We start from the raw sequence: 16,372 nt of genomic DNA, 5'->3' as shown, positions 1-16,372 counted from the left end.
TGGGATAAAATTAATGATAAGTAACACCGACAAAGAACGCTGGGCGAGAATTAAGTCTTTGCATCAGAGTGCGATGTCAGTGATCTTGGCTGAATGGAATGCACTAGAAGATCAGTTGGAAGTTAGTCGATATGGGTTACAGACAGAACACGGCCTCACGTTATCAATTCTTCTTTTGTCACAAAATGATGATTTAAAAAAAGAACTATTCGAAACGCTTGTTAAGCTAGCATCTGTTGCACACAGATCCATTGCCCTAAATCGTGCTGTAATCAAAACAATGCCTCGAAAATGGGTGATTGAACACATTGAGCCGATTGTCGATCAAATCCTAACCGATGAAAACGATGCATATGTAAAGACAGAACCCGATGAGTATTATAGGAGATTTGCAGAATTATATTATGAATTAGATGATGGGCTATTGAACCGTTTATTAGATCGAGCAGCAAAGCACGATAATCTGGATGTGGTCGAAGTGGCAGAGGATTTTCGACAATGAGTCTCATTATTGAATAAATAGCAATTTGGACCCCATAATAGTTTTCATCGATTCTAAAGCATTACAATTATTTCACTTGGTACTTGAATGTCCATCGAACTATATACTGTAGAAGACTATCACTACAACAACAAAAATCAACTTGGAATATTACCAGGAATTCCACGCTCAGTTATCTCAAACCCTGAAATCGGTCAGATCATTCAGGGAACGGAGATACAACTGATATTTCCTGATGGCGAAACCAGAATCACCAAGATTGCGGATTATTATATGCGAGTACCTGACGCCGTTAAGAACCTGGAAGAACTGGAGGCTTTTGGGATCATACTGGTGCTACCCGAGGAGTATACAGAAAAAGAGATCCCTATTGGTACGAAAATCAGCTTAGTAACGTAGCTGAGATTATTCGATAATTGGGAATCAGGGTTGGAAAATAACAAAGTTCCCCCTCACTTCCTTTTAAAACAATTAACATCTACATAAAGATGTGCCCTAAGACATTTCAGCATAGAGAGAGGATTTGTCTGAAATAACCGACATTAGTTCTCTTTCACTTTTGCAAAGACGACAGCAGCCTTCGAGAATTTGCCAAGGCGTTTACTTTGTCTAATCGGATGACTCGGAACTGCTTCAACGCGAAAACGTTGCCTGTCTATATTTTCGATAATCCCCTACTAGGTAAAGTTTTTGAAAGTTGGATGCTCGAAGTTATTCGACATCAATTTTGGTGTAAGGTTTTGCAACCGTAATTCTGTATTTCCCGACAAGCCCCTTTGTAAAAGTATAAGAAATCTCGGTTCCATCTGGAGCCTTACCACTCCATTGCCCTTTGATACTGCTCAGTGGAACTAGCTGTCCTGTATGCGTAGCACGTAAAAAAACGCACAAAATAATAACAAGAAAAAAGTTCGCATGTTTCATAAACTGCCCCCTATTCAAGGAATGCCGTTTAATGCTTGTCAGGATAGATTAGAGCTGGCACATTTCAACAAAACACATTAAAAAATAAAATCAATGACACAAACATCTAAGATCATCCTCGGCATGGGAACAGGACGGTGTGGAACGCTTTCTCTGGCAGAAATCCTAAACGTTCAACCGAACACGTATGTCACCCATGAAGAAGCCCCTTTGCTTCCGTGGGATCATGAACACAACAGCGGCATCATTGCCAAACGTTTTGCCCGAATGCGGCGGAAACGGAATGCTGAATTTATAGGTGACATCGCATCCTTCTACCTTCCCTACACAGAAGAAATCATTAAAGCAGAGCCCGACGTTCGCATCATCTGTCTAAAACGAGATAAAGATGCCGTCGTTAAGAGTTTCTGCCGCTGGCTGGATCTGGTCCATCCTCTTCCCACAAACCATTGGGCTAAAGATCTTCCACCGGGATGGCATTACGAACCCAACTGGTCTCGTATTTTCCCCAAATACGACATCCAGAGCAGGGAATCAGGTATCGCACGGTACTGGGATGAATACAACGAGCGGGCAGAAATACTCGCCAAAGAATTTCCGGATCATCTCCGAATTGTCGAGATGGAACAATTGAATGATGAGGCTGGAGTCAGTGAGCTATTATCTTTTGTCGGAATCCCCAATGACCAGCAAGTCAATCAAGCTGGGCACCATACACACAAATCGGGGCAGATTCCAACACAACCAGTGGGAAATCGTGCTTCTGCTCATCCGATGGACCCACGAAAATGCGTTATACTTGTGCCTTACACGGGGAGCATTGTTCCTCAATGCGAACAGTCCCTGAAGGAACTGGAACGACGAGGTTATGCCGTGCGTCGTGTTCGTGGGTACGCTGCCATCGATCAGGGACGCAATCAAATGGCCACAAATGCTCTGAAAGATGGCTTTGAAGAAACGATGTGGATCGATTCTGATGTTGGATTCTTTCCCGATGCCATCGAGAAACTGCGAAAACATAACCTGCCAATTTCCTGTGGTATCTATCCTAAAAAAGGAAAACGGGAACTGGCCTGCCATGTGCTGCCGGGCACACCAAAGATGACTTTTGGAGAGGGCGGGGGTCTGATAGAAATCCTGTATGCGGGAACTGGTTTTCTCCATATCCGCCGGGATGCCTACCGCAAGATTCAGGAAGAACTGAAACTTCCAATGTGCAATGAGCGTTTTGGGGAGACTATGATTCCCTTTTTCCACCCGATGCTTTACCAGCGTGATGATGGCTATGATTACTTAGCAGAGGATTATTCATTCTCGCAGCGAGCACGGGACTGTGGCTTTCAAATCATGGCAGATACAACTGTTCGCCTGTGGCACATTGGGATGTATGCTTACGGCTGGGAAGATTCAGGTCGAGAACCAGAACGATTTGGTTCGTTCACACTGAATTTCAATCAATGAAACTGCGTATATACGGATAGTCTCGCAGCAGTTTGATACTCTTCGATAAATCTAAATTCACCGTTGCCGATTTTTGGCCCCAAAACCATTTTCTCTGAAACATCCTGAGCTAAATTAACGGCTCAAGATACTCTTCAACTCTCCTAGGCACCTCTTTTGAAATCTGATAATTTCAGATTCGCTTAATCGTTTTGGGCGACTTTCAAGCTACTCGATATCGTATTTGACTATCCATCAATATTTGGATGATCGATTTACTTCCGAGCGGGAATTTAACTCAGCACTATCTTTTGTCAGATTGCTGCTGTGGATTAACAAAAAATACTATGGAGAAAGAAATGAAGGATTTATTGGATATAGACAGCCAACCCAGAGAAGAGGTTGCCTGGTGGACTTGTCATAAATGGAATCATACAGCGACTGAAGTAGCTGCTGACGCTCTCAAGGATCTCTTGAGTGATCATCCTGAAATAACTGCAGAATTGTTGCAGCCAATCATTGAGAATAGTGACTTTTGGCTTAAACAAATCGCTCAAACCGTGTTGGAAATAGAACCCGAAGATGATTGCGAATTTAAGGGTCTATTAGAGTGCTTTCAAAACGCAGTCGATGGGGAATGCCCACCGTGTTTATTTGAAGGACTTGATTTGTTATGGGATCGAGCCAACAAGGGACTTAACATCAAATCTGTAGTCATTGAGCCAGAAGAAGGAAATATTATAGAGCTGGATTCCGAAAAATTGATTGAAGCCGGTATTCTGTATGGTGGAAAACATGAGTTGCCAGATCCGCATAAATATCTTCTGCTTTCGGAAGGCGACTCATATGCTGATTTGGCTTGGCTAATAAAATCACAGTTTTTCCCAATCGATGAGTGCCAGTCCTTATCATTTAGTTTCGAGTTATCTGATATCGCATCGAGATACAATATTTCTGAAGAACAGGCAGCAGAATTATTGAGCAAATCAACTGAAGATGTATCAGAGGCGATGTTGTCTGCAGGATGGAATACACTTGATAAGACCGCATCTCAGATGGGATATGACAAGACAGAAGAATTATAAAATGGTGCAGATCCTAGTCTGTCACCAGTTAATGACTTCCCGGTAGAGCATTGTACTCTACCGGGATTTTTTTGTGGGATGAAATGATTCTGTGCCGCAGATTAAAGTGCCAAATTATTTCTTTCGGCCCAAAAGTCCGGGGAATCTTAAAACAACATTTGGGTAATTTAATCAACTCCCGTTTTCTGGCCCAAAATTGTTTCGAAGCAAAAATTTCAGAAATCATTTTTTCCCCATCACAGATTTCATGAGCAATCGAAATACAATATTGGATGATCCAAATGTTGCATTCATGATTAAATAATGTTGTGTCTGGTTCATTACGAATGTTGGAATGCAGGTTGCTTGAGTTAAGGAATATTCCAAAAAATTATTCCCGCTCGTTCATTCGTAATAATTCGTGTTCATCCTGTATAAGGAATGAATTATTGTTGGGTGTCTCGCCTGAAATGAGTCTGTGTATTTACATTGCTGAATTTCATTGAGATTTGAGACTGAGCTCATTCGGATTTCATAAAACACGCTATTTCTAGCTGAAATAAAGACATTCCTCTGTAAACATTTGGCAAAAATCGGTCTCATTTTCTTCCGTCTCACCTTCTGAATTCTCAATTTTCAGAGCATTGTATCATTTCTCGCTGATAATCGCTTCTACGCCAAGTAATTCTGGTTGACACCCTTAAGTACGCCGTCCAATCAACCTCATAAGGAGACGGCTACTAGTGTCAAACAATCAGAAAATTCGCGAAGAAATCACGAATCAAATCATTACCGCTTTAGAGAGTGGCTCGCTTCTGCCGTGGCGAAAACCGTGGTCCCGTGATCGCAACAGTGGGATGGGAAAAAATATAGTCTCCGGTGAATTATACACAGGAGTTAATCCACTTCTTTTGGGGCTCGCCAGCGAGCGTCATGGATTTCAATCTCGGTATTGGGGGACGTTCAGGCAATGGGAACAGCTCGGTGGCAAAATCATGCGACGGCCTTCGCGTGTATCAAAAGGTCAGTGGGGCACCAAGATCGTTTTCTGCAAAGCGGTAACAAAGAAAAAGGGCCACGACGAAGAGGAGACATATTTCCTGCTTAGGACCTATACCGTCTTCTGTGTTGATCAAGTTGAGGGAGATCATCTGGATTATCTTCGTGTCGGATTCAAAACTGACACCCGTAATGAGGTCAGTAACACTTTTGATGAAGCTGACGCCCTGATCGAAGCAACCGGAGCTGATATTCGACACGGTGGCAACCAAGCTTTTTACGATCTCGCACAAGACTATATCCAAGTTCCAAATCGAGATCAGTTTTCAGGATCGGGATACTATGACACGGTGCTGCATGAACTTGTGCACTGGGCAGAACATACCAACCGTCTCAATTGGGATCGAAAGAGTGGTGGATATGCACTGGGCGAATTGATCGCGGAGATCGGAGCGTGCTATCTCTGCTCAGAACTTGGAATTCCCACCAATGAAGAAAACCACCACGCATACCTCAATGGATGGCTTCAAAGAATGAAGCAGGATTCGTCATTCATCTTTCAAGCTTCTTCACAAGCCTCTAAGGCTGCTGACTACATCATGTCATTCAGCAAAAAGCCTGTCGAAGTCGCTGGCTGACACCCGCAATTGGAGTGATCGCCGTCACTGATCATTACAGATCTCAGTGGTCTTTCAGTTCGGATTGAAGACCACTGACAATGCCAGATCAGGGCGGCGATCCTTTAAAAATGACACCCGCAATTATTGTGAAAGGATAGAAAAATGGAATCGATTAATCGCTCCTTGACACGCCTCGAAAAGAAGCAACAAACATTAAAAAACATGATAAAAATGATTTCCCAATTTCAGTATCACAGCATCTTTATTATTTCAAATGGCGGAACTGGAAAGTCATATACAATCACACGAACGCTTGAGGAGGAAGGTCAGGACATGGTGCTTTTCAATAGTCATTGTACGACTCTTCAACTCTATCGCGTGCTGTATGAAAATAGAAACAATGATGCCGTTTTGTTTTTTGATGACTGCGACTCTCTTTACACGAGTGCCAGTGCATTAGGCATTCTGCGAAGTGCTCTATATGGTCAGCCAAATCGAATTGTTACTTACAATAGTTCACAATTACCGGACGATCTTCCGACACGTTTCGAAACCACGTCACGTTTCATTTTCTGTGCCAATCAGATTCCTAAAAAGAATCCGATGTTTGATGCAGTCTTGAGTCGTTGTCTGGTTTATAGACTGGACCTCAGCAATCAGGAGATAATCGAACAATTTCGGGTAATGGCTACCGATGGATATCCCGGATGCCCTCCAGAGGCTGCTGCCGAAATAATCGATTACATTGAAGAACAGGGAAGTGAAAAGCAACTCTCAATGCGATTACTGACACCGGCCATTCGTATCTACAAATTCTGTACGGTGGAAGGGACTGATTGGCGGCCTGTTCTGAATGCCCAGCTTCAAACACTTGGCAGACCAGCCTCAGCAACAAAGAGAATTTCAAATAGAGAGAGAGATTTTCGGATTCTTCAAATTGCTCTGCGTAAATATCCCGATCAGCCCTTGGAGCAGTGTCAGTATTATATGGAGAAAACGACTAAGAGCAGGGCATCGTTTTATCGAGTGTTAGCTCGTTTCAAAGAACAGACGGAAGAATCCGAGTGACACCTGCCTTCAAACCATTACCACACATCTCCAGCAAGGAGCATAAAATGCTTAATCAACTCGCCATATCAGACGGCAATAATGAGCGTCTTCAAAAAGCTGCCAGCGATGCCATTGCAGTTCAGGATGCAGTCAATCTCATCGCTGTTGTGGGATCTCTTCACAGACACCTCAAGGCCATGCGAGAAACTGGAATGTCAGGGGATGAAATCAACAATCATCCAGTCACGATCTGTTTCGCCAGTAAGATTTCCAGTCTGTGCAGGATGACAGCAGACAGAGAAACTAAAGCCTTTGGGGCCATTGAAAAACTGGCTAATGGAGAAGCAGCTGAATATGAAGTGATTCCCATCTGACACATGAAAGGGGAGCAGAAGACAACATTCAAAACACAATAAATGGTTATCTATTGTGGAATGGTTTCAATACTCTGAATAAAGACATTTAAATCTGGGGGCATACAGAGCGTTTCAAATGTGTTTTATTGTTGTCTGGTAAATGTTCATGTTGTCTCAGGGAAATGTTGTTTCAAAAGACAACAAAAAGAGGCTATTTATAAAGCAATATTTAAAACGCCATCCCTACCACACACAAGGGATTTTGAAGTAATTGGAAGTAATGCTTATTCCATGATTCTTCATTTCCCTTTATGTGTAGTTCTTTAGGGATTTCGCTTTTCATTATTGTTTGTTTCATCAATTAAAAGCAGTCACCAGTAGTACAACTTAATCAAAACCTACTGACATCATCTTAATTACAGGCAGTTTTTAGAGTGTATATATCGACCGGGACGTAGGCGTTTATACTGGATCAAGTACCAGTCCGTTGCCCGGAGAAAACCCTTATAGGGAAAACTTTCCATTTCAGACTCAGACTACTTAAAGTGTGGAGGATTTAACACACTTTGACTGGAATCAGCGTGATCCCTGCGGCCATCTTTTGTCCTAAGACTTTTTTGCATGATCTTTTCACATCAGCCCGTGCAAGAGGCCGTAACCAAACGGCAATAATTTATTTACCTCAGCGAAGGTAATGCGTCGTAAATCATGGTAATGCACGGTATGTCTTAGTAATTCAAAGTGATCGTAGTCTATCAAATTTCCCTGTTTTCGGGAATGGCAATATATAAGAGTGCCAGTCTGTGATTTTTGGACACAAAATTTTGTTTTGGACCATAATTCTCCAGATCTTCTCAATCAAACAGATCAGGTCCTGCATGAACTGGCACCACATCTCTTCATGCCCCTGTAGCATGACTGCAACTGAATCATATCTGACACCCATCAGAAGATTGTTCGAGTAACCAACAATCATTTTTGAAGGAAACGAGATGATCCAAAAAAGTAAACCTCTCTTCCAACTCGGTCGAACCGTATCTACGCATGGTGCTCTCGATGCACTCCAGAAAAACAATCAGTCCCCGCTTGAGTTTTTCAAGAGACATCAGCATGGGGACTGGAGCGTGTTGTGCGAAGAAGATCGCCAGACCAATGAACAAGCCCTTAAAGACGGCGACCGGATTTTCTCAGTCTACCATCTCAATGACGACACTAAGATCTGGGTAATTACGGAAGCTGACCGATCAGCCACAACCATTTTCCTGCCAGAAGAATACTGATTCTGACACCCTCAATCACTGTGTTAACAGCATCAATATTCTTATCGGGAGAAACACATGATGGATGGCAACTTGGATCAGTTTATGGAGGGACATCTGAGCTTCGGATACGGAGATATGCTCGACGAGCAGGCGGCTGACGAGTTCGCCCAAAAGAACGACGGAGAATATCCGTATGACGAGCCGTGGGATGAAATTCTGCAGCAACAGGAATTGGAAGATTTCGAGCAGGCAGATGAATATTTCGGCTATTTCGGAGATGACGAATTCTAAACCCTGATTTCCAGAAACCAGATACCCACAAAGCTGGTGTGAGAATCTTAGTGATTCTTGCATCAGCTTTTTCTTTCTAAGGGGAGAGCGATATGGGCTGGACCTATCAAACAGCGATCTCAGATGAGATTCCGCCACCAAGAAAGACTGAAAAAGAGGCGTCAACGTAAGTCTCAAGGTCTCACGAAATGAAATGACACCCGCATGAACTCTGAAACAAACGCTTTTCACTTTTTCAGGAGATGTTAATGACTGATCGAACAGAATCCATTCGTCGGGAAATGACACGAAACATCAACGCGGTTGAGGGAAGTCGAGAATATCTCGAAGCGAAGCACGGACAGGTCTGGGACACCACAGAACTCCAGCAGGAATTCGAAGTGTTGGGATTTTGTAGTCCATGCTGTATTGTTCGCTGTCGTTCTAATTCTCAGAAGGGGACCGTGTTTTTTCAACACAGTCCCCGGTTTTACTTCGGTTTCGAACCAGAGTAATCATCGACATGTGTCTGGGAGTCACGGAGGACTCCCGGACACCATCTATTAATTTACGGGAGATCTGAATGTGAACAGTAAAAAACGAAGACCAAAAATCCGGGCCATAGTTAAATGCAATCCCCTTCGTTTTCCCAAGAGAACCTACTATGGAAAAGGTATTCGGCGTCAGATGAGAATCTGAGGGAAAGACACCCGAATTCAACCTGTCAATGTGACAAGTAGAGTTCTTCGGATTCTCTGCTCTGAAACCCCTTGTTTTGTTGGCTTTTCAGTCTCAACATTGATCGCCAAAATGGCTGTGGTCTTAATAACTCAGGTCCACATCGCTCATCCGTCACCTCTTCATCTTCTCAATTATTATCTGCAGTATCATTTAAATGTTTTAAAGCGTTTACTAACTGATAAACCCAATAAGCAATTATAGCCAATGAATTAAGAAAGATAATTGCAATCAACTGCGGTAATGCATCCTTAAATTTTTTCATGGACAAGAGATCAATTATCGTAATGAGAAGAACCATCGACATGGTAAAAGCATACGCGAGGATCAGTAAGTAGCTATCGTTATTCAAATTCTGCATTGGTGAATTTGAGAGAAGGATATCAAGACTTGTCAATATAGTTACACCTAGAATCGACCAACAAGAAACCATAAGCAATAATATTGCAACAGTTGCTCGAAGCACTTGATTTTCAGGTGACAAGCCTAAGAATTTTTTCATTTCTCAGTCCTCACACGTACCAATTAAGAAAGATGAATATTCTCAGGTCCTCATCTTACTCAGCAGTAAAAGTCTGTGTCGATTGCTTCGAATTGAACTCAACCCCACACAACAAACTTAGGATCGATTGAAAACCCACACTTATCACATTGAGCATCATTCATCGACAGTTTCCCTTTCTCACAGTGGGGACACTCATCTGAATCGAGCAGGATCTTGCATTCCTTCCCCAGTTCAATGCTACATTCAGGACATGTCGGAATTTCCGTCTTGAATAACCAATCCCCCAGCAACTGGGGCAGTGATCATGTGGGACAACCTTAATCTCTCCATTGACCACATACCTTTGAAACGAAGCAGAATTCCAAGTTCGACTCGTATCTCCAGTATCATTAGTTGCGATTCCAGTATTCAATAATGGCAGACTTTGATTTTTCTCCCAATCCATTATATCCACAACACAATTCAGTCCGACGCTATATCTTTCTCCCAATCGCCTTCCCAACTCAGACAGCTTGGACCGCAGTCCCTCCAGTTCAGGCGAATCCAGTAACTCATCCAGAGAATCTTCGATCTCATAAATTAATTCTTCGGATTTCTGCCACGTTTCCTGATCCATTTATCTTTCCTTTTACCCATTTCTGATTGGGAATTACCACATGACGACACCAGAAGATGATTTTACTGAGTCTATTTCAGATTAGCGACACCCGGAAGAGAGATGTATTCAAGGCGAAGTGAAAACGTGCAATTTCGCATAATAGGCAGATCACGAAATTAAACAGGGGAAATCATACCATGGGCAACCATAAATCCGATCAAAAACGTACGTCTTGCGTATCACAAAACGAAAAAGCGAAATCAAAGCTTGTCTCACAGGTTGTCCGGATCGTTCGAAAAGCTGGTCTGGATTATGAGGACTGGCGATATGTCAGTCGCCGTGTTCGTGAGCAGTGTGAGCTCAAGCCAAAGAAGAAAGGGCGGAAACTTCCCCGCGTACTGACGGCAGAGGAATTCAGACATTTTTACCAGATCGTAGATCGGGCCGAGGATATACAGCACGCCTTGATGTTACGTCTTCTGTTCTACACTGGTGTTCGTGTATCAGAATTGTGTGGCATCAAAGTATCTGATGTCGATCTGGAGAACTGTAAGATCTTCGTCGAACAGGGGAAGGGGAGTAAGGACAGGTATGTTCTGTTCGGGAAGACGTTCGCCACAGCCCTGAAAACTCACATAGCCAACCGCCCTACAAACCGCTGGTTGTTCCAGACGAAACGGGCATCCAAGTTTTCAACCCGTCGTGTTCAACAGATCGTGAAACAATATGCTGAGGAAGCTGGGGTTAAAGCCACACCTCACACGTTCCGACACCAAGCAATCACTTGGCTCACCAAGCACTCAGGATTGGCAGACGCTGAACTACAACTGATTACTGGCCACGCACGCCGGGAAACTCTCAGCATCTACCAGCACGTAGCTCTCGATAAACAACTGGAAGAGAAGTATCAGCAGACGATGCGACAGGTCGACCTCTGAGATTGAGACACCTGCGATCCAGTTGTGTTTTTCATCTGAGCTGAATCATGCATCAGATTCAGCTCAGATGGGGTGTTGGTTTACAAAAATTGTTTAAGCGAATTGTTGGATAGTTTATGTGAAAAAGTAACCCCCGGTGGGCACTTATATAGGACTAAACCCCCTACCTGTCTTATATGACGTTCATCGGACAAAGATTTGTCTATGCGAAGCTGGTTGCAAAAATTGGATTTTCTTATGGGCTGATACTGGGAAAATTATCCTGAAAAGTTTTTGAGACGGGCGGGGCTGTAAATACCGGCGATTGGAATTTTATACTAATTCTATTGGTTTTCCGACTTATCAATTACTGCCGCTTTCCAGATATAGTTTCTTTGCCGTTTATTTGTTTGAAACTGGTTAAATCATCATTGAAAATAAGATCATTGGTGTGCTTATCAAAGAAAACTCTTACTCGGTTTGGACCAATGACCTTCCACTTTCTTTCTACACCTCTCAATAAAAGACGACCGTCTTTCTTCCAGTGGAAATCACCTTGGTAATCATTTTTCCATTTCGTATCTGCCAGTTTTTGCCTCAGAGGTTTATTGGGTTTCGACTCTCGTCTTTTCATTGACGAGCGACTACTTTGAGAACCTGTTTGGGAATTCATTGAAATATGAATTGGTGTCGATGCCAGATATCCTTGCTCTCTCGGCCATAGATGAGTGTAGCGATACATCAACTGGCCGGTAATTTCATCATCTTTAACTTGATCTATGACCAGAAAGGGATGCATCAAGCATTCTTGACCATTGATAAAGATAGCGAAGATCCTTTTGATCTGTATTGGTTTCGTCCAGTCAGTTGCATTTTTTGAAGTCGAGATATAAACGCCACTCTCTGAAACTCTTGGAGGATTTCCATTTATTTCGGAAAATATTCCAACCGAAAAAACAAGAAGGTATCTATTCCATTCTGAAACATACTGTATATGCGGACTGATCGCGTCACCTTTGGGAGCGGCGGAGATCACAGGAGTATCATGCCCTCCAATACCTTGAGTTTTAAATGAACCACGATAGAACTTTTTCCATGATCCCGGCCTGCCACCAGAGCCAACAGGAGAGCGTGCAATACATAATTGGACTCCTCTTCCAGCTTTGAGCCTGTTGCTCAATTCATTATATACGCAAAGTAAATATTGCCCTGTTGAATCAACACACACAGTTGGATCACCGACTCCTTGGGCAAACCACGCGGCTTTAGGCCCACCTTCTGTCTCCCAAGCTCGCAGTTTTTTGGGTTGGTCGGCAGTAATTGCTGCACCGATTTTATTAAAATTCAAATTGCCAACAGGAGACTCTGCAACACAAATCCTACCGTAAAATCCTTGGACTCCGTTGATACCAACCTTACCGATTCCTTCACTATCCTCAGCATGATAAAACGCAATAATCCTATTGTTATTCTTGTCATGAAAAACAGAAGAAATGCCTGCATAATTATTATCTAGGCTTCCAGATCTCCCCGGTGATAGAACTTTTGCAACAGGCGTAGATTGCCCCAGAGTCCTGCCACTCCACAAATAGGTATCATTTCCACATACCATTAAAAACTTGAGAGGCTGTTTAGCCACCACTGAAATTGGCATGTCGGGATATCCATGTCCGGGTAGTCGTCCCGGTGGAATACCGACAGATTGTGCTCCTAACCTTACTTTGATTTCGGAGGGTCTTGGCCAATTAGAAAACACCTTTTGCGAAAACGCTTGCCGCCCAGTAGCAAGAGAAAGTACCAGAAAGGCTAACGAGCAAGCTGACATTTTATTCATATCATTCCATCCTTTTCTGCTAAGTTCAGGATTTAAGAATTGTTCCACACTCAGGACAAATCACACCTGTAGTTTCGAACGCACCAAAACTGGGTTCTTTCACAAGCATTCCGCAGCCATGACACTGCCGCACATCGTTTCCGTGTCCACAATTCCAGCAGATATCGATTTGATGCTCTCTCCGTGCTCCGCATTTCAGGCATTGGAATTCCCAATTGTCTGGCGGAACAAAGTCGGTGTCAGGCTCGCTAAGTCCGCCTACGCGTTGCGTCCAAGAGTCTGTGTTAAAGGGAGGAGGCAGCCCATCAAAATATGGATCGCCACCCTCAGCGATGTATTGTTGATAGCTGGGATCATCGCCAGACATGACCCATCCTAAAAATCGAATGATCGCCCACATAACGAACACAAAAAGACTGATGCCGATCACAGCACCGATCCAGATTGGACCAATGGCTGCACTCATTCCTAATGCTGCAAGAACGTAGAAAAAAGTCGTACCGAGTGATGCTCCCAAAGCGAGGATTCTGGCGATGATTGTCGTCTTTGAAGTTCTTGGTTGTCCGCTCATTCTAAGACCTCAGATTGAAGACTGTTTGATAGCACTCATCAAAGTCAGTTCATTTTGATGAATCTCATATCTAAAGATGATTGCGGGTGTCATTTATGACGGTAGCTCCCATAAAGCTCTTCGACTTGCTGTTTATCAAGTGCAACATCATAGACTTTCACTTCATCAATGAGCCCTTTGAAACAGAAGCCCATCGCCCGATTGGCATAAGTCCCAAGAATCATAGGACCAGCAGTTGTATCCAGTTTTGCTTTTTTCTCACCTACATTTTCACCATCGACATAATAAACGACATTTTCGCCATCAAATGAAATGCAGTGAAAATGCCACTCACGATCCACATGAGTGTTCGCTTCCAAATAGTGTCCCCAGCCATACGTCGCCCAATTTCCATTCGCATGATATATGCCCCAGACTCGCTTTCCCTCAACATCGCTGCCACATGCGATGGCATGAGAATTCATAATCCGTGAATCTCCTGAATTCTGAATCCATGCAGTCAATGTGCGGGGGGAGTTTCCAGACGGCAAAGTGCACTGGGTTTCGATAAAGTTCCTGCCATCGAACTCAATAGCTTTACCGATCTTTCCATTAACAAGTCTTGCACCACTTTCTGTAATGCGGTTTGCAGGAATCACATCATCATCAAATGTCAGAGAAAAGATTGGTTGGGGAAGAATGACTTTTTGCTTGCCGTTCGATATCGCAGGAGACTTCAATTCCGGTTTCGAGTTTCCATTGGTGGTATGCTGATCATCCTTGAGGGATTCTCTACTCCCATCGGATGTCGCAAACTGCTGATCCAAAAATCGACCGCTGACGGCATATGCAAAGATTCCGGCAGCCGCCAACCAGATCGCAAAAGCAATACCCCACATTAAACCTGTTGCAGCCAACGAAGGAGCTAGTTCATCTTCGATAGCAGAAACCGTGAACTTCTCATCGAGCACAGTGGCTGCTCGCTGCGAAGTCTCGTCACCTTTTCGCCACACGAGGTTATCTTCATCTACGATCCCGGCTAAAACGAATTGCGTGAGTTGTTCGCTGCTGAAAGGACCAAAGCCCACACCACCCGCTGAAATATAGAAGTGCACCGGTACTTTCATTTTTGTTTCACTCGCAAAACAAGGAGGCGACCCACGTTATCCCCACCGGAAAGTGAGATCGCAAGCATCTGGTCATCAGGTGAGAATGTCATTGCTGAGAGGTATTGACGAATCCCTGAAATCGTCACTAACTTAGCCCCCGTCGCAGTGTCCCAGATCACGACATCTGAGCCATGGCTGTAGGTGGCTACCATATTGCCGGTCGAAGAAACAACCGCCCTATCCGCTTCTTCTCCAACTCGAATCGTTGTGAGTCGTGAATTATTGCGATAGACATTTAATTGACCACGCTTGCCTCCGAATGGGCGAGCAACAATGACTGCTCCATCCTCGGATGATGAAACCAGACAGTTAGAACCTTTGCCATGAGGATACTCGTCCCGTTTAAGCAACTCTGAATCAGTAGTGAATATTGCTGGTTTACCGGTATCAGCATTCCACATGTCGATGCCATATGTGGACGCTGTAATGATTTCGTTATTTCGGGTGAGGCCCGCAGAAGTCACTCTTCCTTCAAGACGTAACGCATACGTTTCGTTCCATCCTGCTGAATCCCATCGGACAATACTGCCATAAAGTGGGGGAGAAGAGTCGACGCCACCTGTAGCAATCAGCCCTGTTCCGTTTCCAGTCCAAAACAATCGCTCAGGTCGATCTGGGGCACGCCCAAGACCGGAAATCGGGTGAGTGAACACCATTTTGGAGACTTCGTTCGGTGGATCATGTTTCCAGATTTTCACTACGCCATCATTGCTACCACTCGCCAGCATCTGGCTATCAGGAGAAAACGCCATCGAAATAACAGGCCGATCATGTACCTTACGCATCGCCACTATCGTTCGACCTGTGGCAGCCTCGGCCAATAAAATCACACCTTCCCAATGGACAAGTCCATGACGAAGAGCACCTGCTGCTGCCAGAATCTCGCCATCTGGGGAAAACGCAACTGATTCATATTCGATTCGCTCCTCCCAAAGTCTTCCCAGCCACTCTGCAGAGATGGCATCATTGTGAACTTGAATTGTCAGGTTTTCTATTCCATCCAATTGGTAAGGTTCACTACCTGTAGCACGCGACCTTTTATTAGCAACTTTGGGAGCGGTGTTCTGTGTATCAGAATTCTTTGTTTGATGTTTTGAGGAATCCTGCTCTTGGAGATCAGAGACCGAAGGTGGCGTGTTGACTGCATTGTTCCCAGCAATGAATTCATCATCCTTTTCTCCATCCAACACGTCATCGCCTTGCTGGATGGCTATTGCTGTTTGCGGTGAAGAGTTGTGTTCAATGACTGCAAAAACCGTGGATACCGTCAACAACCCGAGACCGATCATCGCAACCATGAACGGTGACACAGAAAATAATGGATTCCTTGGAGTGGATGGTTCGGATTGAGGCAACGGGGGCGGAGGAGGCGTTGGACGGCTGGTCTTCGTGTCCGGCTGGAACAGACCATTGAGCGAATCAGCACGCAAAACATCTACAGAATCAGAAGCTCTAATGACGTCACTGGGTAAAAGACGTTTAGTTAAAGCCAATTCACGAAGCTGCCGGTTGGATAACGGACCGACCTCAATGCCATTTTTGATGATAAACCACATCTTACTCATGACCTTTGA

Annotated in this window: 17 protein-coding genes; 11 read left to right on the top strand and 6 right to left on the bottom strand. The window is 43.9% G+C overall.

The features are described from left to right. Window positions 1-13: 13 nt before the first annotated feature. Together F1728_RS06555 and F1728_RS06550 are read left to right on the top strand one after the other, a co-directional pair. Window positions 14-502, top strand: a complete 489-nt coding sequence (locus F1728_RS06555; RefSeq protein ID WP_155363424.1) for a hypothetical protein — start codon at window positions 14-16, stop codon at window positions 500-502. Between the two features lie 87 nt (window positions 503-589). Continuing rightward, window positions 590-901 carry a hypothetical protein gene (locus F1728_RS06550; RefSeq protein ID WP_155363423.1) on the top strand — a complete coding sequence of 104 codons (312 nt, stop codon included), beginning with the start codon at window positions 590-592 and terminating at the stop codon, window positions 899-901. A 312-nt stretch (window positions 902-1,213) separates the two neighbouring features. On the opposite strand, the gene F1728_RS06545 is transcribed toward F1728_RS06550, so the two are convergent. Beyond that, window positions 1,214-1,426 carry a hypothetical protein gene (locus F1728_RS06545; protein ID WP_155363422.1) on the bottom strand — a complete coding sequence of 71 codons (213 nt, stop codon included), beginning with the start codon at window positions 1,424-1,426 and terminating at the stop codon, window positions 1,214-1,216. Window positions 1,427-1,519: 93 nt separating this feature from the next. Between F1728_RS06545 and F1728_RS31205 the strand changes: the two genes are divergently transcribed. From F1728_RS31205 to F1728_RS06505, 8 genes are all read left to right on the top strand, one after another. Beyond that, the gene (locus F1728_RS31205; RefSeq protein ID WP_194242711.1) at window positions 1,520-2,887 is read left to right on the top strand and encodes a sulfotransferase; all 1,368 of its coding nucleotides are present in this window, start codon (window positions 1,520-1,522) and stop codon (window positions 2,885-2,887) included. 338 nt (window positions 2,888-3,225) lie between these two features. After that, window positions 3,226-3,951, top strand: coding sequence for a hypothetical protein (locus tag F1728_RS06535; protein WP_155363421.1), 726 nt, complete (start codon window positions 3,226-3,228; stop codon window positions 3,949-3,951). Between the two features lie 722 nt (window positions 3,952-4,673). Next, on the top strand, window positions 4,674-5,567 hold the full coding sequence (locus F1728_RS06530; RefSeq protein ID WP_194242710.1) for an ArdC family protein: 894 nt from the start codon (window positions 4,674-4,676) through the stop codon (window positions 5,565-5,567). 144 nt (window positions 5,568-5,711) lie between these two features. Beyond that, window positions 5,712-6,617 (top strand): hypothetical protein, encoded by a 906-nt coding sequence (locus F1728_RS06525; RefSeq protein ID WP_155363419.1) that lies wholly within the window; start codon window positions 5,712-5,714, stop codon window positions 6,615-6,617. Window positions 6,618-6,664: 47 nt separating this feature from the next. Further along, complete coding sequence (locus tag F1728_RS06520) at window positions 6,665-6,973, top strand: hypothetical protein (RefSeq protein WP_155363418.1); 309 nt, start codon at window positions 6,665-6,667, stop codon at window positions 6,971-6,973. A gap of 974 nt (window positions 6,974-7,947) precedes the next feature. Beyond that, window positions 7,948-8,235 carry a hypothetical protein gene (locus F1728_RS06515; RefSeq protein ID WP_155363417.1) on the top strand — a complete coding sequence of 96 codons (288 nt, stop codon included), beginning with the start codon at window positions 7,948-7,950 and terminating at the stop codon, window positions 8,233-8,235. A gap of 57 nt (window positions 8,236-8,292) precedes the next feature. Continuing rightward, on the top strand, window positions 8,293-8,508 hold the full coding sequence (locus F1728_RS06510; RefSeq protein ID WP_155363416.1) for a hypothetical protein: 216 nt from the start codon (window positions 8,293-8,295) through the stop codon (window positions 8,506-8,508). 248 nt (window positions 8,509-8,756) lie between these two features. Continuing rightward, window positions 8,757-9,002, top strand: coding sequence for a hypothetical protein (locus F1728_RS06505; protein WP_155363415.1), 246 nt, complete (start codon window positions 8,757-8,759; stop codon window positions 9,000-9,002). 353 nt (window positions 9,003-9,355) lie between these two features. Here F1728_RS06505 and F1728_RS06500 read toward each other — a convergent pair whose 3' ends face one another. Then, window positions 9,356-9,727 (bottom strand): hypothetical protein, encoded by a 372-nt coding sequence (locus tag F1728_RS06500; RefSeq protein ID WP_155363414.1) that lies wholly within the window; start codon window positions 9,725-9,727, stop codon window positions 9,356-9,358. 798 nt (window positions 9,728-10,525) lie between these two features. Between F1728_RS06500 and F1728_RS06495 the strand changes: the two genes are divergently transcribed. Further along, window positions 10,526-11,266 (top strand): tyrosine-type recombinase/integrase, encoded by a 741-nt coding sequence (locus F1728_RS06495; RefSeq protein WP_155363413.1) that lies wholly within the window; start codon window positions 10,526-10,528, stop codon window positions 11,264-11,266. A gap of 346 nt (window positions 11,267-11,612) precedes the next feature. Here F1728_RS06495 and F1728_RS06490 read toward each other — a convergent pair whose 3' ends face one another. The 4 genes from F1728_RS06490 to F1728_RS06475 form a co-directional block, all read right to left on the bottom strand. Further along, on the bottom strand, window positions 11,613-13,079 hold the full coding sequence (locus F1728_RS06490; protein WP_155363412.1) for a hypothetical protein: 1,467 nt from the start codon (window positions 13,077-13,079) through the stop codon (window positions 11,613-11,615). 25 nt (window positions 13,080-13,104) lie between these two features. After that, window positions 13,105-13,650: a Yip1 family protein gene (locus F1728_RS06485; protein ID WP_155363411.1), complete on the bottom strand. Its 546-nt coding sequence runs from the start codon at window positions 13,648-13,650 to the stop codon at window positions 13,105-13,107. A gap of 89 nt (window positions 13,651-13,739) precedes the next feature. Then, window positions 13,740-14,756 (bottom strand): LamG-like jellyroll fold domain-containing protein, encoded by a 1,017-nt coding sequence (locus tag F1728_RS06480; RefSeq protein ID WP_155363410.1) that lies wholly within the window; start codon window positions 14,754-14,756, stop codon window positions 13,740-13,742. After that, window positions 14,753-16,354, bottom strand: coding sequence for a WD40 repeat domain-containing protein (locus tag F1728_RS06475; RefSeq protein WP_194242709.1), 1,602 nt, complete (start codon window positions 16,352-16,354; stop codon window positions 14,753-14,755). Before F1728_RS06475 ends, F1728_RS06480 begins: the two co-directional genes overlap by 4 nt. Window positions 16,355-16,372: the final 18 nt, after the last annotated feature.

Source organism: Gimesia benthica, assembly GCF_009720525.1.
Taxonomy (GTDB): domain Bacteria; phylum Planctomycetota; class Planctomycetia; order Planctomycetales; family Planctomycetaceae; genus Gimesia; species Gimesia benthica.
The sequence above is the reverse complement of the archived record's forward strand: the minus strand, read 5'-3'. Positions and strand labels throughout refer to the sequence as shown.